This window comes from Bradyrhizobium sp. (assembly GCF_049512235.1).
Taxonomy (GTDB): domain Bacteria; phylum Pseudomonadota; class Alphaproteobacteria; order Rhizobiales; family Xanthobacteraceae; genus Bradyrhizobium.
The window spans coordinates 1-24,678 of the sequence record NZ_JBEKXH010000014.1; the positions used below are offsets into that span (position 1 = coordinate 1).

A 24,678-nucleotide genomic window follows, 5' to 3' on the forward strand; every position below is an offset into this window, starting at 1 on the left:
CCGTTCTGGCAGCCGGGCCTAATTGTAGTATCGCCAGCGCTGCGGCGAACGGCGCGGCGATCGCGTCATGATCAGTCCCAGCGCGAAGCCGATCGCACCCGCAATCAAGATCGAGTTGAGCGGGCTGTCCTGTACCTTCTTCGCAAGCGCTTGCGAGCTGTCATTGAAAGTATCGCCGCTTTTTTCATACGCATCCTTGGCGTAGCTTCTGGCGGCATCCGCGGCGCCACGCGCCGTATCCTTGGCCTGACCGTAAAGATCCTGCACCGCACCTGCTGCCTCCCGGACGCGGCCGGCTGCCTGCGTATTGGCGTCGCCGGCGATATCGCCGACGGCACCCTCGACCTTGCCAGTGAAATCCTTGGCCGATCCGGCAATTCGATCCTTGTCCATGGCGCGCACTCCTCAAGCTGAAATCCAGCAAGGCTAACTGACAGGATCCGCTTCGGTTCCCCGCACGCCACAGGTTTGGGGTTCAGTCGCCACCGGCATCGACATGACGTAGGGGTGCCCCTTGTGGGCGCCCTTGTTTCCACCGTCATTGCGAGGAGCGCTTGCGACGAAGCAATCCACCGCGCGGCCTACGCAGCTCTGGATTGCTTCGCTTGCGCTCGCAATGACGGGTGATGGACCTGTGAGGATGAGTGTGACGATGAAAGTTGCGAAAACCTGGTCGGTCGCCTATTCTCGCCAAAACAGACCAGCCTTTTGATGGATCAGATGAGACCTCTTGGTGTGGCCGCCATTCTGGCCGCGGCCGTCACCCTGCAGCCCGGACTCGCGGATGCCCGGCCTGCCGTCAAGATGCAGCAGCTTGCGGTGGGCCCGCAATACGGCACCACGCACGTCTATGTCGCGGCCGAAGACATGGATCGCTTCGCTGCCAGCTTTCTTGCGACCTTCGGCGGAACAAGCTCGAAGCCGGCGGTCGTGACCGTCACGCCGACGCCGAGCACCGCTGATTGGCAGGCCCTGACAACGCCGGTCGGCCTGGTCTCGCTGTTCGGCTTCAAGACACCGATCCCCTATCCGTTCGGCCAGGAGCGCACCGGCTATCTGGTGACGGACATGGATGCCGCGGTTGACGCCGCCAGGAAGGCCGGCGCCGCCGTTCTCGTCGCCCCGTTTCCCGACGCCATTGGTCGTGATGTTGTCGTGCAGTGGCCGGGTGGCGTCAACATGCAGCTCTACTGGCACACCAAGGCGCCTTCCTATCCTCCGCTGCAAACCGTTCCGGAGAACCGGGTCTATGTTGCGCCCGAGGCGGCGGCCAATTTCATCCGCGGCTTTGTCGAATTCGCCCAAGGCAAGATTGTCTCGGATAACCCGCGCGCGCCGGGTGCGGAAATCGGGCGACCCGGCGACATCTATCGCCGAGTCCGGATCTATTCGATGTTCGGCAAGATCACCGTGCTGGTCAGCGATGGCCATCTGCCCTACCCCTTCGGTCGCGAAACCATGGGCTATGAAGTGGCCGATGTCGGTGCGACCCTGACCAAGGCAAAAGCCTCTGGAGCATCCGTCCTGGTCGATGCATTCAAAACCGATGAACGTGAAGCCGCTGTCGTGCAATTCCCCGGCGGCTACATTGCCGAGATCCATTCCTCGGCTAGATAAAGGCTTGTCCGTTTTTGTCGCCATGAGGTTATCTCCGGCATGATCGCCCCTGCCGAAGCGACCGGCATGAAACAAGGGTTCGGAAAATGACGCTCGGTCGTGCGGTTTTGGCTCTGGTTGTTCTCGCGGCATCCCCCTCGCTGGTCGGCGCTCAGGGGATTTCGAACCAACGTGATGTCTACGGAAACCTGGTCCGCGAAAAAGGAATTGCCGCCCAGAATGCGCCGCGCCCGATGACAAACAACGTTGTCCGCCCGGTCCAATCGCCGCAGTACTACGTGATCAGGGCACCCCGTCGAACCGTCCTGATCAGACGGTGACAGGGTCCCGCAAAAAAGCCCCGGGTGTCGCGGGGCTTTTCGATTGTGATTTAGCGCAAAGCCTAGCGGCTCACGCCGGAACCGGGGCCGTCCGGCTTCACAAGCGAGACGCCGGCGAGAACATACCTCGCCGGCGTCGCGCGCTTCACGGCCCGTATTGGGGGGCCGGCGTCTGGTTGAAGTCGTTCTCGTCGGCAACGCAGGTAAAATTCGCCGCGATGCTGGTGCTGCCGCTGCCGGTGTACTTCGCGACGCCCGGGAAGACGCAGAGCGGCCGGGTCATCTGGACCGCGGGCGGCGTGTCGTTGACGAACTTGGTGGCTGTGATCGTCTGCGGCGCGACGCCGGTCTCGACCCAGGTGACGAGCGGCGTGAGCGCATCGAACGTGTTGGGGCCGGGTCCGCCGGAGCAGTGATACATCCCGGGCACCATGAACAGCCGGGCATAGTTCTGGGTCCGCCCCAGCGCCGCCCGGTCATTGCCGGCGAAGCCTGCCTGCTGGAAGCCGCTGATGTCGTTGGCCACCAGCGCGTTGAAGTAGTTGATGCTGCTCGGCGACGGGATCAGCGGGTCGGCCCAGCCGTGGTACATGATGAGCTTGCCGCCATGCGCGCGGAAGGCGCCGAGATCGCTGCTGTCCGCGTTCAGCACCGCGGCAAGCCGGTCATCGACCGTGTCGACGTCGTGGTGGAAGTCGAAATTGGCGAAATTGACCGCACCTGCCGGATAGCCGAAGCTCGGGCCGAACACCCAGTAGAACAGGCCGTCGAACGCCGGCTCGGGAAGCTGTTCGGAGAACGCCAGGCCGAGCGCGAGCACGTTGTCGGTCTCGTTGCCGCGTTCGGAGCCGGGATTGATGACCTGCCCGTTCACCGGGTCGATGGTGCCGGCGTAGTAGTTGCGCATGGTCGTGACCTGCTCGGCCGTGAGGCAGGCGGGGGGCATATTGCCGCCGGTGCACAGTAATGCCTTGGGGTCGAAATGACAGTCGCGCGGATCGGTCAGGAACGGATCGGTGCTGGCACCGCCGTCCTGGCCGACGCATTGCTTGAGCACGGCCTGGTTGATCAGCGTCATCTGGCCAGGCTGGATGAAGCGGCCCGGGCTCGCATGGGTGTTCTGCCACGCCGAAAGCCCCGCCATATGCAGGTGCGTGCGGTTGAACGCGGCCGCGCCGGCCAGGATGCCGTCATAGTCCTCAGGGAAGCGCTGCGCCTCCATCAGGGCGTTCTGGCCGCCGGTGGAGCATCCGGCGAAATAGGATTTGTCCGCGTGCTGCCCGTAGAAGGCGCCCGCGATTTCCTTGCCCCGCACGGTCATCAAATGGATCGCCCGGTAGCCGAAATCCTTGATCCGCTCGGGATGCCCGAACAAGCCCGTCGACGGCGCCGCCGGATCGCCGAACGCGGTCGCCAGCGGATTGCCCATGTTGCCGTCGGAGCCGCAGTACAAGGGATTGCATCCGGACGAACCGGTGCCGAGATCGCTGTTGGTCGCCGCAAAGCCGGCCCTGATGCCGATGGCGAGTTCGTCGTAGGTGATAACTCCCTGGAAGCCGCCGCCGCCGGTGCCGAGGAATCTGCCGTTCCATGCGCTTTCGGGCAGCCAGAGCTCGATTCGGATGCTGGAATCCGAACTGGGAGTAAGCGTCGCGGTCACCCTGCAGAAGGCCGGCAGACCGCCATAGGTGGTCGGCGGGCTGGTGGTGGGGTCGACAAAGACCCCGCTGGTGTTGTCCGTTGCCGAATTGATCGTGGTATGCTGCAGCTGCAAGCCCATGAGATTGGTGCACGGCGTCGCCATGGCCGGCGTGCCGCCGATCGCGACAGAGGCAAACAAGCCCATGGCCGCGCCGACAAGAAAGCGTCGCTGACGTATCATTAGGTCCTCCCCGATTGTTTTTTGTTGTCGCTTTGTAGGACCGCGAGAATAGCCGATCGATATCACAGCCGCAACGTGCGACACGTGCATGCGCCAAGAACTCACGGACGCGCTTCATGATGATCTCGCGTAAGGGCGTCAAGGCGTCCGTCCGACCGATCACGCGATAACGGAAGCGAAAAGCCCGCATGAGCCAACGGGTCGGCGCGAACGCGCCGCCCGATGACAGGCTCCGCGACATGCGGGGCCATTGTAAACGCGAACATCCCGGATATCGCTTCCCTCATCCGGGCTACGCGCTACTAGCTGCCGGTCTGCCGACGCTACGGACTCGGCATCTACCGTCGGACACCCGCGCCGGGAGTGGGCTGCAACGTCGATCCGCTGGGCGAGGTGTTGATCAGGCTATTTCCCGACGGGTTTACACTGCTGTTCGCTCCGGCAGCAGCGCTCCCGGCTCCATTGCCGAGGCCACCGTTCGCGCCACTCGTCGAGGTGCCCGTTGTCGTTCCCGCCGTTGTCGATCTGGTGGTGGTGCCGCTTGCAGCTGGCGCTGAGCTGCCGGCAGCAGAACCGGTGCCGCTCTGCGCGAGCGCGAACGTGCTTGCAAGTGTCAGCGCCGCGGCCAAACCAATGCTTGTAAACCTCATGGTGTGCTTCCTTTCACTGGTGAGGAAGGAAAAGCTGCCGCGCCCGGATATGTTCCGCATCGAAGCATCAACTGTGTGTGGCGATCCAGGAACAGCCCGGACTGGATCGGAACCAACCCCGTCGCCCGCGTCTCTTCCCCGGCGGAGCCGCAACCAATTTTATTCTGTAGCTATTGATCCGCCCTGAATATAACGCTTCAAAAATGCGCCGAGGCGCAAAAACCCTCCGACTTGACTCGAACCCGCCAGGCGTCGCGGTGTAAAACGCAAACGAGGGAGCGGAAGCCATGCGCAGCTGTGGGATTGCCGTCATCGGCCTCGGCCTGATGGGGAGCTCCGCGCTCTATGCGCTGACGCGCCGCGGGGCCGACGTGCTCGGCTTTGATCCGCTTGCGGTCGGCGATGCCCGCGGCTCTTCGCACGGCTCCTGCCGAATCTACCGCCGCTTCAACTTCGAGAGCGAAGCCTACACCGAGCTGAGCGACCGGGCCTTCAAGGGCTGGCAGGCGCTGGAGAAGGCGAGCGGCCGCACCATTCTGAAGCCAAGCCGTGTGCTGGAAGCTGGCCCGCCCGGGTCGAGGCTGGTGGCGGCGTCCCGCGCCGCCGCGGCGCGCAAGGGCGCCATCGGCGGCCCCGCCACCGGCACTGATGCCAATGCGGCATTTCCCGCCTTCAACCTGCCGGCGAACTGGGACGTCGTCGTCCAGGGAAGCGGCGGCATCCTGATGGCCGAGGCGGCGATCGGCGCCTTCCGCGAAGGGGCCGAGGGTCGTATCGTGGCGGCCGCGGCGAAGATGCGGCCGACGCCGGGCGGCATCCGCATCACCACGCCGGACCAGGAGGTCATGGCCGAACAGGTCATTGTCGCCGCGGGTCCGTGGATTTCGGCTTTTATTCCGGGGCTTGGCCGCTACCTCACGGTGACCCGCCAGGCGGTCGGTTGGTTCGCTCCTGCAAAACCCGAAACCGTTGGTTATGGCGAGTTTCCGATCTTCATCATCGAGGGCCAAGGCGGCGTGATCTACGGTTTTCCCGACTTCGAGGGCCGCGGCGTCAAGGCGGCGCAGCACGACCATGGTCCGATCGTCGGCGCCGATAAATGGTCCCCGCCAGCGCGTGATGACGAGCTGGAAACGGTCCGGGCGACACTCGCAAGGTTCGTGCCCGGCGCCGCCGGGCCGGTCGTCGATCGCGACATCTGCCTTTACACCAACACGGTGAAAGCCGATGTGCGCGCCGATGACGGCAACGAGTTCATTATCGATCGGCTGCCCGGGGATCGCCGGATCCTCGTGGCTTCGCCCTGTTCCGGTCACGGCGCGAAGTTCGCCAGCGCCATCGGTGCCATGCTTTCAGACATGGCCCTCGACCCCGAGATCGATGCGCCCGAGGCCTTTCGGCTCGACAGGTTCTCCGGGTTTGCCGATCAGCGTTGAAGCCGGGCGGATGGAAGCCCGATCAGCGCTGGCCAGTATCCGGGCGAGTCAGATAGAGCGAGATCGTTCGGCTTTGCCGGCAATCGCGCATCGCTGTCTGCGGCCGGCCTTCGCCGCGACGAAGGCTGCAGCCCGGCTCCGCGGGCGGTCCCGGCTCAAATGGAGGCATATCGGAATGACGACGGTTTCACTGACGATATCAGAGGTCTTCGATATCGCCTTGAAATTCTATCATGCGGGCAGGCTCGCCGAGGCCGAGCAGACATGTCGCAAAATATTGTCGGCCGATCCCGGCTCCGCCGCCACGCTGAATCTCCTGGCCGTCATCCACACCTCGCTGGGCAGAAACGAGGCGGCGCTTTCCTGCTACGATCGCGCGCTGTCGCTGCGGCCGGACTTCATCCAGGCATTCAACAATCGCGGCGCGGTGCTGAAACAGATGAAGCGCTACGGCGAGGCCCTGGAAAGCTATGACCGTGCGCTCGCCCTGCAGGGCGACCATGTCGAAGTTCTCAACAATCGTGCAGGCATCCTGCAAGAGCTTGGCCGTTACGACGAGGCGCTGGCCGGCTATGACCGTGCGCTCGCCGCGCGGCCCGACTATCCCGAGGCGCTCAACAATCGCGGCGTAACCCTGCAGGCGTTGCGGCGGCATCCGGACGCGCTCAAAAGTTACGACCAAGCCCTGGCGTTGCGCGCCGACTTCGTCGAGGCGCTGGTCAATCGCGGCATCACGCATCATGAGCTGAAGCGATACGGCGAGGCGGTCGCGGATTACGATCGCGCCCTCGCGCTGCGGCCGGACAATGCCGATGCACTGAGCAATCGCGGCAATGCGCTGAATAAACTCGGGCGGCGTGAAGAAGCGCTGGCCAGCTACCAGGCGGCGCTCGATCTGCAGCCGCATCACGTCGAAGCGCTCTACAACCGCGGCGTTGTCCTGCACAAGCTGCGGCGGTTCGATGCAGCGCTGGCAAGTTATGATGCCGCGCTGGTCTTGCGTCCGGATTATCCCGAGGCGCTGGTCGGCCGCGGCGACACGCTGCACGATCAAAAGCAGTTCGATGCGGCCCTGATGAGCTACGACCGCGCCATCGCCCTCAGCGGGGATCAGGCCCAGGCTCTGGTCAATCGCGGCGCCACGCTGCATGAGCTGGGACGATCCGGCGAGGCGCTGCAGAGCTTCGAGCTTGCGCTTGCCCTGGCGCCGGACAATGTCGAGGCACTTACCAGTCGCGGCGTCGCCTTGCATGACCTCGCGCGGCATGACGAGGCATCGGCGGATCAGGAACATGCCATCGCCGCGGGCGATGGCGCCGTGCTCGATCGGCGCGGTGCCAGCCTGGATAAATTCCGGCGGCTCGAGCAGGCGCTGGCGAGCCACGATGCGGCGCTTGCCTTGCGGCCGGACTATGCCGAGGCGCTCGTCAATCGGGGCATTACGCTCTATCACCTGAAGCGGTTCGATGAGGCGGGGGCCAGTTACGATGCGGCGATTGCGTTGCGTCCGGACTATGCCGACGCGCATTTTCTCAAGGGCCTGTCGAGCCTCGTCAGCGGCGACTTCGAGCGTGGATGGATCGAATACCAGTGGCGCCGCCAGGCTCCATCCACGGGAATCACGAAGCGCGATTTCCGAGAGCCGCTCTGGCTCGGCGAGGACGATATCGCCGGCAAGACCATCCTGCTCCACAGCGAACAGGGATTTGGCGATACCATTCAGTTCTGCCGTTACGTGCCGCTGGTCGAGGCACGGGGCGCACGCGTCATCATGGAAGTTGAAGAGCCGCTGTGCGGGCTCATGACCGGTCTTGCCGGCACGGCGCAAGTCATCGCCAAGGGCGATGCTCTGCCGGACTTCGACTTGCAATGCCCGCTTCCCAGCCTGCCGCTGGCATTCCAGTCGCGCCTGGAGACGATCCCCTCAACGACGCCTTATCTGCGCGTGCCCAAGCGAGCCCTGGACCGTTGGCGTGCGTTGCTTGGGACCCAACGCTCCCTTCGGATCGGGCTGGCCTGGTCGGGCAATACCAAACATGTCAGGGATCGGGAGCGGTCGATGAGGCTGCGCGATCTGCTGCCGCTTCTCGACATCGAGGCGACCTTTGTCAGCCTGCAAAAGGAGGTTCGCGCCGGCGACGCGGCGAGCCTTGAGAGTTGCAACATGCTCAGGTTCAGTGGGGAGATCGGAGATTTTTCCGATACGGCGGCGCTGATATCGCAGCTCGATCTCATCATATCCGTCGACACCAGCGTCGCCCATCTTGCGGGCGCATTGGGCAAGCCGGTCTGGATCTTGTTGACGCATGCGCCCGATTGGCGCTGGCTGCTCGACCGCGACGACAGCCCCTGGTATCCAAGCGCGCGGCTGTTTCGGCAGCGCGAGACCCGCGAATGGGGCAGCGTGACAATGCGGGTCCGCGAAGCGCTGCTCGAATTCACCGGACACCGCAACAAAGACCTATTGCCATCCTGACCTCTTAGGCACAGGCTATCGCGCTGGGGCTGCAAGGAAAGGGCGCGGTATGAGCAAACCAGGTCTCGACAATCGCCACCGCAACAAGGATGGCGAAATCAGCCACAAGCACGGCAATACCCTGATCCGCACGTTGCGCAAGATTTATGGGCCGAGTTTCGCCGCCGGTTATCCCGAGACCGAGAAGCTGAGCGAGGTGATGCTGCAGCTGAACGAGACGTCGCTGAGCCAGCTCCGCCGCGATCACGAAACCAACCATCTTGAGCACAAGATCGCCAACGCCTCGAAGTAGGGCGCAACCGGCATGGCAAAGACCCTGCTTGGGATGGAGGATTTGCAGGCGCGGGCGTTGGCTACTCCAGCGTTTCCGAAGTTTTGATCATATCGACGCTCGCGATGCTACGCTCCCTCTCCCGCTCTTCGCGGGGGATGGTTGGGGTGGGGGAAGCTCCGGGCGAAAATCCATCGATGGAGTATCGCGGCCACACATAACCAACACCGCCGATGCCGCGCCCCCACCCCACCCTCCCCCGCGAAGAGCGGGAGAGGGAGTGAGAGGCCAATGCCCGTGGCCTTAAATGATAGGTTTCACGGAATCGGTCCAATAGAAATCCGCAGTTAGATCGTGGGGCGGGTTGCGGAGTAGCGGCTCAATGCAACAGCCAGCGCGTCATGTTGACCGCGAAGGCGATGGGCACGCCGACCAGGACGCCCACGAGCCCGTAGCCGAACGCGCCCGCGATCGCACCGAGCATCCCGCCGCCGGAACCTGCTCCGTAGAGCATGCCGATCGCGCCGGAGACCGCGGCGATGACGATCAGGCTGCGATCGTTCCTGGCTTCGATCCTGTGCCGCCGGCGTTCTATTGCGCTGAACTGATAGGGACCGGCGGGCTCGCTTGAGCCGCAATGCGGGCAACTGGCAGCGCTGAACGAAACCGCATTGCCGCAGTCGTAGCATTCGATCAGCTCGGTTCGGCTCTTGCGCATGCGGCGCATCGTAGCGCCGGGGAACGTCGATGCAAGGCGGCGGCGGTGGATCGGACATCAAAATAATAGCCGAGGAAAGGCGCGGTATGTCGGTCAATGACCGCCCTCCTCCTCCGCCGGCGCAGTTTCGTCCGTGAAGTGTGAGACGCTTCACACGCCGCGGTTGCCGGCTGCGCTACCAATGCCGAACCGAGCCCATGTCAGGGGCGGTCACGACCTCGCGGCAAAGCCTGCTCTCGCCGACGCGGGTTTTTGCGCCGGACGTGCCGCTCGCACCGATCTCGTTAGGGTGGTATTGCTAATAACTTTCTCTGCTTGATAGTGTCAGCTGTTTGCACCGCCGGCGATACGCCTGGTGGCATCGAAGGGGAGGCCGATATGTCCTTTACACGAAAAAATGTCTGGGAACTGGGCGGCGACTGGGCCGATCCGATCCTCTGGTATGCCCGTGGGGTCAAGGCGATGAAGGCGCGGGCACTGAGCGAACCGACGGGTTGGCGGTTCTACGGTGCCATCCACGGCATCGACCAGGGCCTGTGGCAGCAACTCGGATACTTTAATCCCGAAGAACCGATGCCGAGCGATGCGGACATTGCCGCCTACTGGAACGAGTGCCAGCACGGCAGCTGGTACTTCCTGCCGTGGCACCGCGGCTATCTGATCGCCCTCGAAGCCATCGTCCGCGATGCCGTGGTAAAACTCGGCGGCCCCGCCGACTGGGCCCTCCCATACTGGAATTATTTCAAGCCGAACCAGTTCAAGCTGCCTCCGGCCTTCGCCTCGCCGGACTGGCCGGACGGGAGCGGCGACAATCCGCTGTTTGTTCCGCAGCGCTATGGTCCGGACAATGACGGCAATGTCTATGTACCGGTCAATGAAATCAACCTGAACGCACTGGCGGACCCCGACTTCACCGGCGACACCAGCGGCGGCAGCCCCGGCTTCGGCGGCGTCAACACCGGCTTCAGTCACAGCGGCGACGTCCATGGCGGAGTCGAGACGCAGCCGCACGACTATGTTCACGGTCTGGTCGGCGGCAGCGACCCGACCAACCCGAACATGCCCGGGCTGATGTCCGATCCCGACACGGCCGGGCTCGATCCGATCTTCTGGCTGCATCATGCCAATATTGACCGGCTGTGGGAGGTCTGGCGGGAGAACCCGACCACGGATGTGGATCCCAGCCAAACCAACTGGGTCAACGGGCCGCCGGCCGTCGGGGACCGCGCCTTCATGCTGCCGATGCCGGGCGGGGTGAGTTGGACCTACACGCCGGGCCAATTGAGCGACCTTGCAAAGCTCAACTATGCTTATGATGATGTATCGCCGGCGGCCGGAACACCACAGCTGGCGGCGCGGCTGCAGCGGCTGCGACCGAATTTGACGGCGGCAGATATCGGGAGCACCGTCATGGCCGGGCCCAAGAAGGTTGAACTGCTCGGCGTCAACACCCAGAGCCTGAAGGTCAGCGGCACCGATGCCAGGACCTCGGTCAAGCTCGACTCCGCAGTCCGTCAGAAGGTGTCCGCCAGCCTCACGGCCGCGGGGCCGGCCGCGCCGGATCGCATCTTCCTGAACCTGGAGAATGTCCGCGGGCTCCACGACGCGACCGCCTTCAGCGTCTATATCAACGTTCCCGACGGCGACGATCCGCGAAGCCATCCTGACCATCTGGCCGGAAGCATTGCGCTGTTCGGCGTGCGCAAAGCGACCAAGGTCGACGACAAGCACGCGGGCAATGGCCTCACCTTCGTGCTTGAGATCAGCCACGTCATCGACAAGCTGCACCTCGCCGGCGCGCTCAACGCCAACGAAATCCACGTCCGGCTGGTGCCGCGCCACCCGGTGCCGGAGGCGGCGAAGGTTTCAATCGGCCGCATCAGCATCTTCCGGCAAAGCAGATAGCGGAGCCGCCAGATGCGGGACGCGGCGCCCCGGCTCGACACCTGGCTGGTCGTGTTGGCATCGACCGGCCTCGCCGCATGGTCGATGCTGGCGCTCGATGGCGGCGAATTGGTACTTCCAGCCTTCTGCTCCGGCGGCAAGTTGTCGGTGGCGCCGCTGTCGGTTTCCTTCGACCTCGCGCTCGCGTTCAATACTCCGCTGAAGCTCGCTTCGGGCTGGGCGCTGATGGTCGCGGCGATGATGTCGCCGCTCACCATCGCGCCGCTCCGGCATGTTCGCAACCGCAGCTTTGCCCGCCGGCGCGGGCGCGCGATGCTGCTCTTCGTCGCCGGCTATATGGCGGTGTGGATGACCGCGGGCACAGGGCTGCAGGCGGTTGCGCTCGCCGCGCGATGGGCGGTGCCGGCGCCGCCGGTCTGCCTCGGCCTTGCACTGGCGGTTGCGATCGTTTGGCAGGTCTCGCCCGCCAAGCAGTGGTGCCTCAATCGCTGCCATCGCCGACCGGAGCTCAGAGCGTTCGGCGCAGCCGCCGACCGTGACGCTTTCGCTTTTGGATTGACCAACGGCGTGTCGTGCGCCGGAGCGTGTTGGGCGCTGATGTTGCTGCCGCTGGTTGTCGGGCGCGGTCACCTCTTGGCGATGATCGCCATCTCGCTGTTTGTCTTCGCCGAGCGGCTCGAAAATGCCGCGCCGCTGGCGTGGCGCTGGCGCGGTCCAGGCAAGGCCCTGCGCATCGCCACGGCGCAGGCGCGGATGCGACTGGCTCGGCGCAAGCCGGGCCTTGCGATTTTGCACCGCATGGCAGCGGATCCCGCGTGGCTGACAAAATACCGTCGCAACCTCCGGGCCGCGTCATCCGCAAAAGCTGCCCTCATTGCGCGGGAATAACGGCGCAGTTGGTGCGTCCCGACATCAGGCAATCCTGCATCTTGCTGCTCGCGGTCAGTTCACGGGCGAGCCACAGCCCTACCGCCAGCAGGACAACCGCAATGACCAGCCCTGCAATCGCGGGGCGCCGGCTTCCGCCTTGGTCGTGATCGCCCATGGTTTTATCAAGTCCCGGATAAAATTGCCGTGAATGATTGCAACGACGGCATGGTTTAGCATGATCGGGCTAATTTTCGCGCGACATGGCGCCGGCTGGCGGATATTTGATGGCTTCCCGGCGCGCGCCGATGTAAACCGCTGCTGTTCGTGCCGGCGCCGTCGTTGTGCATACTCCGCCGCCCGGGGGACTGCTCCCCTCACCACCAACCATGAAAGTGACAAGGCTCGTTCAAATGAGTGGATTCAAGGAACCTAGCTTCGCGGACCGGCAAAAGGCGGCGCAGCAAGCCAGGCAGGACATCCTGAACAAATTTCGTAGCCAGCCGGGTCTTGACGACCCCGCTGTAGCGGCGCGGCGGGCCGAGCGCGAAGCCCAGGCGGCCGGACGTGCCAAGGCCAAACTGGCGCGCGAAGCCGAGAAGGCCGAGCAAGCCCGGCTCGAGGCCGAGGCAGTGGCAGCGGCCGCCGCCCAGCTGGCGCGGGAAAAGGAGGAGGCCGCGGCCAGAGAAGCCGCACTCGAGGCCGAACGCAAGGCCGCGCGGGATGCGCGCTATGCCGCGCGCAAAAAGCGAAAATAGCGCGGCTACAGCTCCCCTTGAGATGCGACAGGCCCGCCCCCGAAGGAGCGAGCCTGCAGCAAGGCGATGGTGCGGGAGGCTACTTCTTCATTTCGTCCTTCTTCATTTCGTCTTTCTTCATGCCGTCCTTCGACATCTTGTCCTTGGCCATGGTGTCTTTCTTCATGCCATCCTTGGACATCGTGTCCTTCTTCATCGCGTCGTCCTTGCCCATCTTGTCCTGGGCGAAGGCGGCAGGCGCGAGCGTCAGGCTGAGCGAAAGAACGGCGGCCGAAATTCCGAGCGCGAGGCGGGTCGTAATGGTCATTGGTTGGTCATCCCTTTGAAATGGTTTTCAAGCGACTGCTGCCGCCATGTTCTCAACGGTCCGCGTTGCCGTTTGTTACCCGCGACTTGAAGATTTTTCCGCGACCTGCTCCTTGCGCCCGCCTGGGCTCGGGATGAGGTCGGCAAAACCGTGCCATTCGGCCTTCTTTCCGATCGAATCCTGCGGCAAAAGTGCGCCGCAGCAAGGTCGACGCTTCCTTCCTGCACGGCTTCGAACTAATAGACCAAGTGAAAATTGGGCGCGAACGCGGGCTGGAAATGCCCTTGAGCGATCGGTCGGGACCCATCCAATCAACGGCGTCCAGGGGAGGTTACCATGCTGACACGGCGTCATGTCCTCGTATCAGCGCTTGCGGCGCCGGCCATTCTGCGCTTTGGCCCCGCCCAAGCCGCAACCAAATTGAAGATATCCCATCAGTTTCCTGGCGGGACCATCGACAAGGGTGACTTTCGCGACCGGCTCTGCCGGGTATTCGCCGAGGAAGTGGCCAAACGCAGCGGCGGCGAAATAGCGGCCGAAGTCTATCCGAACTCGTCTCTGATCAAGACCAACGCGCAATTCGCGGCGATGCGCAAGGGGGCGCTCGATATCAGCCTGTATCCGATGCCCTATGCAGGCGGCGAATTGCCGGAAACCAATATCGGCCTGATGCCCGGCCTGGTCTCGACTTACGACCAGGGCATGAACTGGAAGAAGCAGCCGATCGGCAAGGCGCTGACGGATTTCCTGGCCGACAAGGGCATCATCCTTCTCAGCTGGGTCTGGCAGGCCGGTGGCGTCGCCAGCCGTTCGCGCCCGCTGGTCACACCGGACGACGCCAGGGGACTCAAGGTCCGCGGTGGTTCGCGCGAAATGGATATGGTGCTGCAGGCCGCCGGCGCGGCCGTGCTGTCGGTGCCGTCCAACGAGATCTATGCGGCGATGCAGACCGGCGCCTGCGACGCCGGCATCACCTCCTCCACGAGCCTGATTTCGTTCCGGCTCGAAGAGGTCGCAAAATTCCTGACCTCCGGTGCCGGGGCTTCGTACTGGTTCATGCTGGAGCCGCTGATGATGTCGAAGTCGATCTTCGATGCCTTGCCGAAAAATCAGCAGGACATCATTTTGACGGTCGGCCGTGAGCTTGAGGCCTTCGGCACGAAGGGCGCGCAGGATGACGACATTGAAGTGGCAAAAGTCTACCAGACGGCCGGCGCCAAGGTCAGCGCGCTCGATGCTGCAACCGTCGGCAAATGGCGCGACATCGCCCGCGATACCGCGTGGAAGGACTATGCCGCGAAAACCGCGACCGCGGCCAACCTGTTGAAGCTCGCTTCCGACGTCCCCGCATGATGCATGGAGGGCGTGGGGATCAAGATGACCGTTCCAGCGCCGCCGCGGGCCGTGGTCTCGTGGCGGCGTTCGAACGCGGGTTGGCGTTTTTCAACAACCTCATTGTCGCGGCCGCGGCCACGGCCCTGATCGCGGCATGCGCCATCCTCAGCTACAGTGTGCTCGGTCGGGCGCTGTTTCACAGCGCTAATTATTGGCAGGACGAGGCGGCGGTGTTCCTGCTGGTCGGCGCGACCTTCATGACGGCGGCCTATGTGCAGGGGCAGCGCGGCCATATCGGCATCGAGGCGTTCGTCGGACTATTGTCGCCGGTGGTCAACCGGATCAGGCTGTGGCTCGTCGATGTCGCGAGTTTTCTGTTCTGCACGTTCTTCGCATGGAAATCCTGGACGCTGACCCATGAAGCCTGGACCGACGGCCAGGTCTCGAATTCGATGTGGTCGCCGCCGCTGGCGATACCCTATGGCCTGATGGCCTGTGGCATGACGCTCTTGTGCGTGCAGATCCTGCTGCAGATCGTCGTTCCGCTCAGTGCTGCGGCGCGGCGATGACCGTGCTCGGCATCGGCATCAGCTACGGCCTCGCCACCCTGCTGGCGATGTTTTCGGGAATGCCGATCGCGTTCGCGCTGGGCGCGGTCGCCGTGGCATTCATGGCGATCTACATGCCGGCGGCCTCGCTCGATACCGTGACGCAGAATGTCTACGAGGAAATGGCCTCGATCACGCTGTTGTCGATCCCGCTGTTCATCCTCAAGGGCGCCGCAATCGGCAAATCCCGCGCCGGGCAGGACCTGTATTCGGCGCTGCACGCCTGGCTGCACCGCGTTCCCGGCGGGCTCGGCGTCGCCAATGTGTTCGCCTGCGCGCTGTTCGCGGCAATGGCCGGTTCATCGCCTGCGACCTGCTCGGCGATCGGCTCGGCCGGCATCCCGGAAATGCGCAAACGCGGTTATTCCGGCGGCTTTGCCGCCGGCATCATCGCCGCCGGCGGCACGCTCGGCATCCTGCTGCCGCCGTCGATCACGATGATCCTGTTCGCGGTCGCCGCGGAAAAATCTTTAGGCAGGCTGTTCCTTGCCGGCATCGGACCGGGCCTGCTGCTGGTGACGTTGTTCGGCATCTACGCGGTGCTGCGCTTCCGCCGCGAATATGCCGTGGCCGAGGCGCTCCACGCCAAGACCGGGGTAACCTCGGCCATCCTTACGCGCGAAAAATTCACCATGGCCGAACGCTTCAGCGTTCTGCCACGGGTCTTGCCGTTCGTGCTGCTGTTGACGGGCGTGATGATCGCGCTTTACGGCGGCTATGCGACGCCGTCGGAAACCGCAGGGCTCGGCGGCCTGCTGGCGCTGGTCCTGATCGCGCTGATCTACAGCGTGTGGCGGCCGAGCGACCTGTCGCCGATCCTGAAGTCCACCATCCGCGAGTCCACCATGCTGATGATGATCATCGGCATGTCGCTGTTGTATTCCTATGTCATGAGCTATCTGCACATTTCGCAGTCGGTCGCGGAAGAGATTGTGGCGATGGCGCTGCCGCGATGGGGATTGCTGGCAGCGATCCTGGTGATGGTGGTGGTGCTCGGCTTCTTCCTGCCGCCGGTCTCGATCATCCTGATGACAGCGCCGATCGTCCTGCCGCCGCTACGGTCAGCCCATTTCGACATCATCTGGTTCGGCATCGTCATGACCATCGTGATGGAGATGGGCCTCATTCATCCACCGGTCGGCCTGAATATTTTCGTCATTCGCAATGTCGCCCCGGACATTCCCTTGAGCGACGTGATCTGGGGCACGCTGCCGTTCGTGCTCTTGATGATGGCGGCGGTGCTGGTGCTGTGCTTCGTCCCGGGGATCTCGACGTATCTGCCGGATCTGCTGATGGGGCCGGACGGGGGACGATGAGCCAACACGTCGCTCGTAGGGTGGGCAAATCAAAGGCGCCCTTTGCGCCGTGCCCACCAACTGCATGAGTATCCGCGGGTCAGATGGTGGGCACGCTTCGCTTTACCCACCCTTCGCCTTCGTGCGGCTCTTCGCATTGATCGCCGCCGCCACCCGGCTGACCGGCGGCCGTCCGATCAGGCGGCCGATCGCATTGCTCGCAGCCACCAGTTTTGTCATGTCGACGCCGGTCGCAATGCCCATGCCTTCCAGCATGTAGACCACGTCCTCGGTGGCGACGTTGCCGGTGGCGCCGGGCGCGTAGGGGCAGCCGCCGAGACCGCCGGCGGCGGCATCGATGATGCGGGCGCCCTCTTCCATTCCGGCATAGAGATTTGCCAAGGCCTGGCCGTAGGTGTCATGGAAATGCATCGCCAGATGGGCCATCGGCACCTCGCCCGCGAGCGCGCGCAGGAGATGCCGCGCCTTCCGCGGCGTGCCGACGCCGATGGTGTCGCCGAGCGAGATTTCATAGCAGCCGAGAGCCCACAGCGCTTTCGCCACCTCGACCACCGCGGCCGGCCTGACTTCACCGTCAAAGGGACAGCCGAGCACGCAGGAAACATAGCCGCGCACCTTGACGCCGTCGGCCCTGGCGCGGGCGACCACCGGCCTGAAGCGTTCGATCGATTCGGCCACCGAGCAATTGATGTTGGCGCGAGAAAATCCCTCCGACGCCGACGCAAATACCGCGATCACCCGGGCGCCGGCCGCGTGCGCGGCTTCATAACCTTTCAGGTTCGGCACCAGCACGTGAAATTCGCCCTCGGGGTGATGCTCGATGCCGCGCAGCACTGCATCCGAATTCACCATCTGCGGGATCGCCTTCGGCGACACAAAGGCCCCGACCTCCAGGGTGTGCAGCCCCGCGCCGAGCAGCGCCTCGATGAAGGCGATGCGATCGGCGACGCCGACCGGGGTCTTTTCGTTTTGCAGGCCATCGCGCGGGCCGACTTCAACGATGCGCACGGTATCGCTCATGCTCACCTCACGAAACCAGAGGTTCGACCTCGGCGAGTTCGACGCCTTCGGCGACGATATCGCCAACCTTGCATTTGATCACCTTGAGCACGCCCGCGAACGGCGCGCGCAGGGTCTGCTCCATCTTCATGACCTCAAGCGTCAGGATCGGCGCACCCTTTTCGAGGTGGGCACCCTCCTCGGCCAACAGCGCCACCACGGTGCCGGGCAAGGGCGCGACGATCTTGTCTTCGCCGACCTGCTCCTCGGCGTCGCCGCCGAACGGATCGATCCAGTGCAGGTCGAAACGGCCATTGCGGGTTCGCAGATAGAGGTCGTGGCCTTCGACCACGGCGACGATGCGGGACTTGATGCCGTCGAGCGTGAGATCGAACCCGCCTTCGGCGGCCGGCGCGAACGCGAAGGCAAATTCGCGCTCGCCGATCGACAAAGTCGCGGGGCCGTTACCATAGTGCAGGCTGGCCGTTTGTTCGGGCCCCTGGCCCTGCCGGAACGAGAACAGCCGATGCCGCCGGCCCACCGGCATCCACCCCGACGTCAACCATGGCGAGGACGCTTGCGTGCGCGACGCTGTTGCCTCCAAGCCGAGGATGGCCGCCACGGCCGCGCATAGTTCGAGGTCGCCGGGCGACCGCGGCTCCGGCGTCAGATGTTTCAATTCGCGCTCAATAAAACCGGTGTCGATGACGTTGGCGCGCACGTCCGGATGCGTCAGTAGCGCTGACAGGAACGGAATATTGGTGACGATGCCGCGAACGTCGGATTCCGAAAGGCCTCGAACGAGCCGATCCAACGCGGCCTCGCGGGTCGGCGCCCACGCGATCATTTTGGCCAGCATGGCATCATAATGCGGCGAGACCGCATCGCCCTCGCGATAGCCGGCATCGATGCGCAGGCCGCCGGACGGCGCCGGCAGCCGCCAGGTTCGGATGCGGCCGACCGAAGGCATGAAATTCTTGTGCGGGTTTTCCGCATACACCCGCGCCTCGACGGCATGACCGTTGAGGCGGATCTGGTCCTGGGTCAGCGGCAATTTCTCGCCTGAAGCCACCCGCAACTGCCATTCCACCAGATCAATGCCTGTGATCAGTTCGGTCACGGGATGCTCGACCTGCAGGCGGGTGTTCATCTCGATGAAGAACACCTCCTTGCCGTCGGACACAAACTCGATGGTGCCGGCCCCGACATAGCCGACCGCGGCGGCCGCCTTGCGCGCCGCCGCGCACACCGCCTCGCGCCCGCTGGCGTCGAGCGTCGGCGATGGCGCTTCCTCGATCACCTTCTGATGGCGCCGCTGCAACGTACATTCGCGCTCGAACAGCGACAGCAGATTGCCGTGGCTGTCGCCGATGATCTGCACCTCGATATGCCGGGGATTGGCGACGAATTTCTCGATCAGCATGCGATCATCGCCGAACGCGGCCTTGGCCTCGCGCCGGGCGCTGACAACCGCGGCGGCGAGTTCGCCCGCCGAGCGCACGATGCGCATGCCGCGGCCGCCACCGCCGGCGGAGGCTTTTACAAGTACCGGAAAACCTATTCTGTCGGCCGCCTCGGCCAGCGTGGCTTCATCCTGGTCATGACCGTGATAGCCGGGCACCAGCGGCACGCCGGCTTCCTCCATCAGCATCTTCGAGCCGGATTTCGAGCCCATCGCCCGGATCATGGCGGCGGTCGGACCGACGAATATCAAGCCGGCATCGAGGCAGTCTTGCGCGAATTCGGCGCTCTCGGACAGAAAGCCGTAACCGGGATGCACGGCCTCAGCGCCGGTCTTTTGCGCCGCTTGGATCACGGCCGCGATGTTGAGATAGCTGTCGCGCGCCCGCGCCGGGCCGAGCAGCACAGCTTCGTCGGCCATGGCGACATGCATCGCGCCGCGGTCGGCCTCGGAATAAACCGCGACCGTGCGCAGGCCCATCGCCCTGGCCGTGCGGATGACCCGGCAAGCGATCTCGCCGCGATTGGCGATCAAGAGGGTACGAAACGGCCGGTACAGTTTGGCGCGATCCATCATCACATCCTGAACAGGCCAAAACGAGTGGGCTCTATCGGCGCATTGGACGCCGCCGAAAGCCCCAGTCCGAGCACCAGTCTGGTATCGGCGGGATCGATCACGCCGTCATCCCAAATCCGCGCAGTGGCGTAATAGGGGTTGCCCTGGGTTTCGAACTGCGCGCGGGTCGGCGCCCGAAACTCGTTCTCCTCCTCGATGCTCCAGCTGTCGCCCCGGGCTTCGATATTGTCGCGCCGCAGCTGGCTCAGCACCATCGCCGCCTGTTCCCCGCCCATGACCGAGATCTTCGCGTTCGGCCACATCCACAGGAAGCGTGGGCTATAGGCGCGCCCGCACATGCCGTAATTGCCGGCGCCATAGGAACCGCCGATCACGACCGTGAATTTCGGCACATTAGCCGTTGCTACTGCCGTGACCAGCTTGGCGCCATCGCGCGCGATGCCGCCGGCTTCATATTTCTTGCCGACCATGAAGCCGGTGATGTTCTGCAGGAACACCAGGGGAATTTGGCGCTGGCAGCACAGTTCGATGAAATGCGCGCCCTTCAGCGCGCTTTCGCTGAACAGGATCCCGTTGTTGGCGATGATGCCGACCGGATAGCCCCAGATATGGGCGAAGCCGCACACCAGGGTTTGGCCGTACAGCTTCTTGAATTCGTCGAACTCCGAACCGTCGACCAGCCGCGCAATGATGTCGCGCACGTCGAACGGCTTGCGCCCCTCCACCGGAACCACGCCATAGATTTCGTCTGCCGCAAACAGCGGCTCGCGCGGCTCCCGCATATTCAAGGCGGCGCGGATGGGCTGCCTCAACGTGGCCACGATGCGGCGCGCAATCCCAATCGCATGGCTGTCATTCTGCGCATAGTGATCGGTGACGCCAGACTGCCTCGAATGCACGTCGGCGCCACCCAGCTCCTCTGCCGTGACGACCTCTCCGGTGGCCGCCTTCACCAGCGGCGGTCCACCGAGAAAGATCGTGCCCTGGTTGCGAACAATGATGCTCTCGTCCGACATTGCCGGAACATAGGCGCCACCGGCCGTGCAGGAGCCCATCACGATCGCAATCTGGGGGATGCCGGCTGCGGACATTTGCGCCTGATTGTAGAAGATGCGGCCAAAATGCCGTTCGTCGGGGAAGATCTCGTCCTGCTGCGGCAGGAAGGCGCCGCCCGAATCCACCATGTAAACGCATGGCAGATGGTTCTGCCGCGCGATATCCTGGGCCCGAAGATGCTTCTTCACCGTCATCGGATAATAGGTGCCGCCTTTGATGGTCGCGTCGTTGGCGACGATCACGCACTCGCGCCCGGATATGCGCCCGACCCCGGTGACAATGCTGGCGCAATGCACGTCGCCGCCATAGAGGCCGTAGGCCGCCAGCGGCGACAGTTCGAGAAATGCCGTGCCGGGATCAATCAGCAGATCGACACGCTGCCTTGCCAGCATCTTGCCGCGGGAGGTGTGCCTGATACGCGAGGCTTCGCCGCCGCCGCCGGAGACGGAATCGAGCTTTTGCCTGAGCTCCGCGACCAGCGCCCGCATGCTTTCCGCGTTGCGGGCAAAATCGGACGAGGTGGGGTCGGTGGTGGAGTGAAGCGGCATGGCCTTCAGCGGTTTATTGTGCGTCGCAACTTGCGCAGCTGGGTGGTCATCATGGTGTCATTGCGACGCCGCCTCAGGCAACCCAGAACTTTCCGTGCTCAGGCAGATAGCAGGACAGACCCGCCCGCGATGCCAGCCTCAGTGGGTCCAGGGTTCGACACGCCGAAATGCAAAATTGTCGGCATAGGCGGCTTGCCGACGGATCGGCTCCTTCGGTTCACTTACCTGATAGGGTATGCCCTCGCGCTGGCAATAGGCCACGGCCTCTTCCTTGGTGTCGAATTGAATCGTGAGCTGCTGCTTCATGTCGCCGGATGAGGTCCAGCCCATCAGCGGTTCGATCGACTGCGGCTGCTCCGGTTCATAGTCGAGCTGCCATTCCCTGGTCTTGGCTTTCCCCGATTGCATCGCGTTTTTGGCAGGCTTGAAGATGCGTGCGGTCATGGATGATCGGGCCCCCGTGTGAAATGCGGCATTGCAGCGCGTGACGGAAACGGCATAGGATAGAGATACCTTTCGGGAATTTGAACGGTGATTCCGAGCCTAGGATGTTTCATTTTCCCGACCGGTATAGTCATTATGCTGCGCCGTGACAATCGCGCCGCCGTCTGGCTGGCCGCCTTGTCCCGCAGCTCGATCCTCTCGAAAGCGTCCCTTCGAAGCGGTCCCCATGAAAATCAACGCCACCCTACCTGAAAGAGGACGCGACCTCCGGCTCGACCTGTTTCGCGGGGTCGCCAACTGGGCGATTTTTCTGGATCATATTCCCGACAACGTCGTGAACTGGATCACCACGCGAAATTACGGCTTCAGCGACGCCGCGGATCTGTTCGTATTTATCTCGGGATATACCGCCTCTTTCGTCTACGCCCGGATGATGCTCGAACGCGGCTTCATCGTCGGCGCCACCCGCCTGACCAAGCGGGTCTGGCAGCTCTATGTCGCGCATATTATCCTGTTCGTCATCTACATCGTTTCGATCGGTTATGTCGCACAGCGTTACAGCGATCCCGAGATCATCAACGAGTTCAATGTCGCGGGCCTGGTCGACAGCGCCGTCGAAACGCTGCGTCAGGGCTTGCTGCTGAAGTTCAAGCCGGTCAATCTCGACGTGCTGCCGCTTTATATCGTGTTGATGGGGTTATTTCCGCCGGTGTTGTGGATCATGCTGCGGCGGCCCAACCTGACGATGCTGGCGTCGATCACGCTGTGGCTTCTGGCGCGGCAGTTCGACTGGAATTTGCGGGCCTATCCCGCCGGCACATGGTACTTCAACCCGTATTGCTGGCAGGTGCTGTTTGTGTTCGGCTCCTGGTGCGCGCTCGGCGGAGCCAGAAAGAATCTGTCGATCATCAATGCCCCCATCACCTTGTATTTCTGCATCGCTTATCTGATCTTCGCACTGGTCATGACGATGGCGGGCAGGTTTCCGGATTTCGGCGCGATGTTCCCGCACTGGCTCTATTCAACTTTCAATCCGAACGATAAAACCAATCTTGCGCCCTATCGTTTCCTGCATTTCGTGGTGATCGTGATTTTGGTCATCAGGTTTGTGCCCAAGGACTGGGCCGCCCTTCAGTGGAAGGTGTTCGATCCGCTCATCGTCTGCGGTCAGCAGTCGCTCGCGGTATTTTGCGTCGGCGTCTTCCTGTCCTTTGTCGGACATTTTGAATTGATGATGAGCTCGGGCTCGCTGTTTGCGCAGATTTTCGTCAGCGTGACGGGAATAGCGATCATGACCGTCGTCGCCTACTACATCTCCTGGTCGAAGCGGCAGGACAAGCCGCTTCCAAAGCCGCCGGCAGCGGCGGCGGCCAAAGCCGCCTGATGCTCGCTGCCCTAGCCGCGGGGCCTGGTGATCAACCTGCCGCGCGATGAAATCCCGCTCCACTCGGTGGACCAGCCGACTTCCGAGCCAGAGGCTCGCCCGATCCGGTCCGGGCTACGCTTTCCCTGCAGCGCAAAAATGGCGCGCTGAGGGTCGATGCATCGGACGATCCAGCTCTTGCCGGGCGCTTCAAACGGGCCCTCGAAGAGCTCGCCGCCGCCGGCCTTCACGCGTTCCACGGCCAGGTCGATATCCCTGACATTGAAATAATAGAGCCAGAATGGAACCGCCTCGATCGCACGTTTGGTGCACATGCTGCCGATCGTCTGCCCGCCGGCTTCGAACGCCATATTCCAATCCGTCGGATCGCTGTCGGCGTCGGCTCTCCGCCAGCCGAAAAGCTGGCCATAGAAATCAAGCGCTTGCTCCCGGTCGGCTGCGAGCAACTCATGCCAGCCCACGTGCCCCGGTTCGGCCGGATCGTCCGGCGGCTGTTGGCCAGGTTTCAGCCCCGTGACCAGCGCAAACGTGGCTGATTGCCGGTCGGCGACGATCGAAATGCGACCGATATTGCTGTTGGTCGGAGGAACGTAGACGGCTCCGCCAAGATGCTTGATCCGGTTGGCGGCAGCGTCGACGTCGTCGACGCCAACATAGCCAACCCACCTCGGCGTCGCGCCCATTTTTCTCGCCTCCTGCGGCAGATCCATGAGCCCGCACACCGGGGCATTTCCAGCGGTAAACAGGCTGTAGGCGAGATCGGGCGTTGAGGCGTCCTGCGCACCCCATCCCGCAACGCTGGAGTAAAAGGCCTTGGCAGCCGCCATGTCTGTCGTCAGCAGCTCGTACCAGCCAAAACGTCCGGGATAACAGACCATGTCAGTTTCTCCGTGCGACCAATCGATATTGCGACGCCGAATTAAGCCGCCCGGCTTCCCTCTCGATGCCGGATTAAAAGCCTAAGTGCTGGCCGGCCTCAAAGCAATTTTTGAGTCATTTGACTGGGTGACGAGCATGCATCGAGCCAGCAGCGCGTTCACGACGAGCGCCCGCGTCGGCGGGATTTGGATTGCGGATTTGTGTCTGAACGGCGGAACCTTATTCATAAACAAGTCGTTTCATGAACAGCCATTCATAGGAGTCGTTCATGAACGTGAAATCTTCGTATTGCGGGTGCCTGAGACAGATCATCCTGCCTGACCCGTCTTGCGTGCTGGATTCCGACAGCGTACTATCCGAGCCGGCTAGACTCTGAGCATCTTTAACTAGGTATGGAGGAGGCGAATATGTCACGGGCGAAGCAGGCTTCGAAACGTAAGCGTTCGGCGAAAGCAGTACCAGCGTTGGGCGCCGCCGGGCTGACTTTTTCTCTCGTCGGCGGGGCATCCGCGGCAGTGATGCCGACGCAGGATATACAGCGGACGCCGAATGTTGCACCGGCTCACGAGATCACACTCGGTGAAGAAGAAATCTCCGACGTCAGCCTGGCGACGTTCTATGTGTTCGACAAGGAGAACACCGGATCGCTTCGGGGCATGGTCCAGGAAGCCCGCGGCTGCCGCTGCGGTGGTGGCTGCCGAGGATGCAGAGGATGCCGCGGATGCGGCTGCCGCGGAGGTTGCGGTTGCGGTTGCGGAGTTGGCTGCGCAGGCTGCTGTCTTTCGTGGGGTGCTTGCCGCCTTTGCTAGAACAGACCTGCGTTCAGCTTCCGTTGACGCCAGCACGTGGTTCATGGCCGGGTTC

The 24,678-nt window shown here is 63.4% G+C and carries 22 protein-coding genes; 12 read left to right on the forward strand and 10 right to left on the reverse strand.

Translation table 11 applies throughout. The annotated features are described in order from the left end of the window. Window positions 1–18 precede the first annotated feature (18 nt). Complete coding sequence (locus tag ABSG20_RS02490) at window positions 19–393, reverse strand: CsbD family protein (RefSeq protein WP_423862898.1); 375 nt, start codon at window positions 391–393, stop codon at window positions 19–21. 318 nt (window positions 394–711) lie between these two features. On the opposite strand from ABSG20_RS02490, the gene ABSG20_RS02495 reads away from it, so the two are divergent. Next, the gene (locus tag ABSG20_RS02495; protein ID WP_423862899.1) at window positions 712–1,617 is read left to right on the forward strand and encodes a VOC family protein; all 906 of its coding nucleotides are present in this window, start codon (window positions 712–714) and stop codon (window positions 1,615–1,617) included. A 465-nt stretch (window positions 1,618–2,082) separates the two neighbouring features. On the opposite strand, the gene ABSG20_RS02500 is transcribed toward ABSG20_RS02495, so the two are convergent. Beyond that, the gene (locus tag ABSG20_RS02500; protein WP_423862900.1) at window positions 2,083–3,819 is read right to left on the reverse strand and encodes a tannase/feruloyl esterase family alpha/beta hydrolase; all 1,737 of its coding nucleotides are present in this window, start codon (window positions 3,817–3,819) and stop codon (window positions 2,083–2,085) included. A gap of 363 nt (window positions 3,820–4,182) precedes the next feature. On the opposite strand from ABSG20_RS02500, the gene ABSG20_RS02505 reads away from it, so the two are divergent. From ABSG20_RS02505 to ABSG20_RS02520, 4 genes are all read left to right on the forward strand, one after another. Continuing rightward, on the forward strand, window positions 4,183–4,656 hold the full coding sequence (locus tag ABSG20_RS02505; RefSeq protein ID WP_423862901.1) for a hypothetical protein: 474 nt from the start codon (window positions 4,183–4,185) through the stop codon (window positions 4,654–4,656). A 100-nt stretch (window positions 4,657–4,756) separates the two neighbouring features. Next, the gene (gene solA, locus ABSG20_RS02510; protein ID WP_423862902.1) at window positions 4,757–5,905 is read left to right on the forward strand and encodes an N-methyl-L-tryptophan oxidase; all 1,149 of its coding nucleotides are present in this window, start codon (window positions 4,757–4,759) and stop codon (window positions 5,903–5,905) included. A gap of 175 nt (window positions 5,906–6,080) precedes the next feature. Further along, window positions 6,081–8,381, forward strand: coding sequence for a tetratricopeptide repeat protein (locus tag ABSG20_RS02515; protein WP_423862903.1), 2,301 nt, complete (start codon window positions 6,081–6,083; stop codon window positions 8,379–8,381). Window positions 8,382–8,430: 49 nt separating this feature from the next. Further along, window positions 8,431–8,673 carry a hypothetical protein gene (locus tag ABSG20_RS02520; RefSeq protein ID WP_423862904.1) on the forward strand — a complete coding sequence of 81 codons (243 nt, stop codon included), beginning with the start codon at window positions 8,431–8,433 and terminating at the stop codon, window positions 8,671–8,673. 358 nt (window positions 8,674–9,031) lie between these two features. On the opposite strand, the gene ABSG20_RS02525 is transcribed toward ABSG20_RS02520, so the two are convergent. Next, the gene (locus ABSG20_RS02525; protein ID WP_423862905.1) at window positions 9,032–9,370 is read right to left on the reverse strand and encodes a hypothetical protein; all 339 of its coding nucleotides are present in this window, start codon (window positions 9,368–9,370) and stop codon (window positions 9,032–9,034) included. A gap of 378 nt (window positions 9,371–9,748) precedes the next feature. Between ABSG20_RS02525 and ABSG20_RS02530 the strand changes: the two genes are divergently transcribed. Continuing rightward, window positions 9,749–11,275, forward strand: coding sequence for a tyrosinase family protein (locus ABSG20_RS02530; protein WP_423862906.1), 1,527 nt, complete (start codon window positions 9,749–9,751; stop codon window positions 11,273–11,275). Between the two features lie 12 nt (window positions 11,276–11,287). After that, window positions 11,288–12,163: a copper chaperone gene (locus ABSG20_RS02535; RefSeq protein ID WP_423862907.1), complete on the forward strand. Its 876-nt coding sequence runs from the start codon at window positions 11,288–11,290 to the stop codon at window positions 12,161–12,163. Here the strand turns inward: ABSG20_RS02535 and ABSG20_RS02540 are convergent. Further along, window positions 12,147–12,320: a hypothetical protein gene (locus ABSG20_RS02540; RefSeq protein WP_423862908.1), complete on the reverse strand. Its 174-nt coding sequence runs from the start codon at window positions 12,318–12,320 to the stop codon at window positions 12,147–12,149. The two genes, ABSG20_RS02535 and ABSG20_RS02540, sit on opposite strands and share 17 nt — an antisense overlap. Before the next feature lie 235 nt (window positions 12,321–12,555). Here ABSG20_RS02540 and ABSG20_RS02545 point away from each other — a divergent pair, with 235 nt between their 5' ends. Further along, window positions 12,556–12,900: a DUF6481 family protein gene (locus ABSG20_RS02545; protein WP_423862909.1), complete on the forward strand. Its 345-nt coding sequence runs from the start codon at window positions 12,556–12,558 to the stop codon at window positions 12,898–12,900. Between the two features lie 79 nt (window positions 12,901–12,979). Here ABSG20_RS02545 and ABSG20_RS02550 read toward each other — a convergent pair whose 3' ends face one another. Continuing rightward, on the reverse strand, window positions 12,980–13,207 hold the full coding sequence (locus tag ABSG20_RS02550; RefSeq protein WP_423862910.1) for a pentapeptide MXKDX repeat protein: 228 nt from the start codon (window positions 13,205–13,207) through the stop codon (window positions 12,980–12,982). A gap of 336 nt (window positions 13,208–13,543) precedes the next feature. On the opposite strand from ABSG20_RS02550, the gene ABSG20_RS02555 reads away from it, so the two are divergent. Genes ABSG20_RS02555 through ABSG20_RS02565 form a run of 3 tightly spaced genes read left to right on the forward strand, consistent with a single transcriptional unit; the run spans window position 13,544 to window position 16,466 of the window. Then, window positions 13,544–14,560, forward strand: coding sequence for a TRAP transporter substrate-binding protein (locus ABSG20_RS02555; RefSeq protein WP_423862911.1), 1,017 nt, complete (start codon window positions 13,544–13,546; stop codon window positions 14,558–14,560). Further along, window positions 14,557–15,111 (forward strand): TRAP transporter small permease, encoded by a 555-nt coding sequence (locus ABSG20_RS02560; RefSeq protein WP_423862912.1) that lies wholly within the window; start codon window positions 14,557–14,559, stop codon window positions 15,109–15,111. Before ABSG20_RS02555 ends, ABSG20_RS02560 begins: the two co-directional genes overlap by 4 nt. Then, on the forward strand, window positions 15,108–16,466 hold the full coding sequence (locus ABSG20_RS02565; protein ID WP_423862913.1) for a TRAP transporter large permease: 1,359 nt from the start codon (window positions 15,108–15,110) through the stop codon (window positions 16,464–16,466). Before ABSG20_RS02560 ends, ABSG20_RS02565 begins: the two co-directional genes overlap by 4 nt. Window positions 16,467–16,568: 102 nt before the next feature. Here ABSG20_RS02565 and ABSG20_RS02570 read toward each other — a convergent pair whose 3' ends face one another. From ABSG20_RS02570 to ABSG20_RS02585, 4 genes are all read right to left on the reverse strand, one after another. After that, window positions 16,569–17,486, reverse strand: coding sequence for a hydroxymethylglutaryl-CoA lyase (locus ABSG20_RS02570; RefSeq protein ID WP_423862914.1), 918 nt, complete (start codon window positions 17,484–17,486; stop codon window positions 16,569–16,571). Window positions 17,487–17,493: 7 nt separating this feature from the next. Next, window positions 17,494–19,500 carry an acetyl/propionyl/methylcrotonyl-CoA carboxylase subunit alpha gene (locus ABSG20_RS02575; protein ID WP_423862915.1) on the reverse strand — a complete coding sequence of 669 codons (2,007 nt, stop codon included), beginning with the start codon at window positions 19,498–19,500 and terminating at the stop codon, window positions 17,494–17,496. A gap of 2 nt (window positions 19,501–19,502) precedes the next feature. After that, complete coding sequence (locus ABSG20_RS02580) at window positions 19,503–21,107, reverse strand: carboxyl transferase domain-containing protein (RefSeq protein ID WP_423862916.1); 1,605 nt, start codon at window positions 21,105–21,107, stop codon at window positions 19,503–19,505. A gap of 138 nt (window positions 21,108–21,245) precedes the next feature. Beyond that, window positions 21,246–21,551: an ETC complex I subunit gene (locus ABSG20_RS02585; RefSeq protein ID WP_423862917.1), complete on the reverse strand. Its 306-nt coding sequence runs from the start codon at window positions 21,549–21,551 to the stop codon at window positions 21,246–21,248. 226 nt (window positions 21,552–21,777) lie between these two features. Here ABSG20_RS02585 and ABSG20_RS02590 point away from each other — a divergent pair, with 226 nt between their 5' ends. After that, entirely contained in the window at window positions 21,778–22,935 is a 1,158-nt protein-coding gene (locus tag ABSG20_RS02590; protein ID WP_423862918.1) for an OpgC domain-containing protein, read from the forward strand. A gap of 11 nt (window positions 22,936–22,946) precedes the next feature. Here the strand turns inward: ABSG20_RS02590 and ABSG20_RS02595 are convergent, their stop codons facing one another. Further along, window positions 22,947–23,813: a VOC family protein gene (locus ABSG20_RS02595; RefSeq protein WP_423862919.1), complete on the reverse strand. Its 867-nt coding sequence runs from the start codon at window positions 23,811–23,813 to the stop codon at window positions 22,947–22,949. Window positions 23,814–24,678 lie beyond the last annotated feature (865 nt).

Coding starts and splice junctions, on each gene's coding strand:
- ABSG20_RS02490 (WP_423862898.1), bottom strand. CDS start 393: ATGGACAAGGATCGAATTGCCGGATCGGCCAAGGATTTCACTGGCAAG.
- ABSG20_RS02495 (WP_423862899.1), top strand. CDS start 712: ATGGATCAGATGAGACCTCTTGGTGTGGCCGCCATTCTGGCCGCGGCC.
- ABSG20_RS02500 (WP_423862900.1), bottom strand. CDS start 3,819: ATGATACGTCAGCGACGCTTTCTTGTCGGCGCGGCCATGGGCTTGTTT.
- solA (WP_423862902.1), top strand. CDS start 4,757: ATGCGCAGCTGTGGGATTGCCGTCATCGGCCTCGGCCTGATGGGGAGC.
- ABSG20_RS02515 (WP_423862903.1), top strand. CDS start 6,081: ATGACGACGGTTTCACTGACGATATCAGAGGTCTTCGATATCGCCTTG.
- ABSG20_RS02520 (WP_423862904.1), top strand. CDS start 8,431: ATGAGCAAACCAGGTCTCGACAATCGCCACCGCAACAAGGATGGCGAA.
- ABSG20_RS02525 (WP_423862905.1), bottom strand. CDS start 9,370: ATGCGCAAGAGCCGAACCGAGCTGATCGAATGCTACGACTGCGGCAAT.
- ABSG20_RS02530 (WP_423862906.1), top strand. CDS start 9,749: ATGTCCTTTACACGAAAAAATGTCTGGGAACTGGGCGGCGACTGGGCC.
- ABSG20_RS02535 (WP_423862907.1), top strand. CDS start 11,288: ATGCGGGACGCGGCGCCCCGGCTCGACACCTGGCTGGTCGTGTTGGCA.
- ABSG20_RS02540 (WP_423862908.1), bottom strand. CDS start 12,320: ATGGGCGATCACGACCAAGGCGGAAGCCGGCGCCCCGCGATTGCAGGG.
- ABSG20_RS02545 (WP_423862909.1), top strand. CDS start 12,556: ATGAGTGGATTCAAGGAACCTAGCTTCGCGGACCGGCAAAAGGCGGCG.
- ABSG20_RS02550 (WP_423862910.1), bottom strand. CDS start 13,207: ATGACCATTACGACCCGCCTCGCGCTCGGAATTTCGGCCGCCGTTCTT.
- ABSG20_RS02555 (WP_423862911.1), top strand. CDS start 13,544: ATGCTGACACGGCGTCATGTCCTCGTATCAGCGCTTGCGGCGCCGGCC.
- ABSG20_RS02560 (WP_423862912.1), top strand. CDS start 14,557: ATGATGCATGGAGGGCGTGGGGATCAAGATGACCGTTCCAGCGCCGCC.
- ABSG20_RS02565 (WP_423862913.1), top strand. CDS start 15,108: ATGACCGTGCTCGGCATCGGCATCAGCTACGGCCTCGCCACCCTGCTG.
- ABSG20_RS02570 (WP_423862914.1), bottom strand. CDS start 17,486: ATGAGCGATACCGTGCGCATCGTTGAAGTCGGCCCGCGCGATGGCCTG.
- ABSG20_RS02575 (WP_423862915.1), bottom strand. CDS start 19,500: ATGGATCGCGCCAAACTGTACCGGCCGTTTCGTACCCTCTTGATCGCC.
- ABSG20_RS02580 (WP_423862916.1), bottom strand. CDS start 21,107: ATGCCGCTTCACTCCACCACCGACCCCACCTCGTCCGATTTTGCCCGC.
- ABSG20_RS02585 (WP_423862917.1), bottom strand. CDS start 21,551: ATGACCGCACGCATCTTCAAGCCTGCCAAAAACGCGATGCAATCGGGG.
- ABSG20_RS02590 (WP_423862918.1), top strand. CDS start 21,778: ATGAAAATCAACGCCACCCTACCTGAAAGAGGACGCGACCTCCGGCTC.
- ABSG20_RS02595 (WP_423862919.1), bottom strand. CDS start 23,813: ATGGTCTGTTATCCCGGACGTTTTGGCTGGTACGAGCTGCTGACGACA.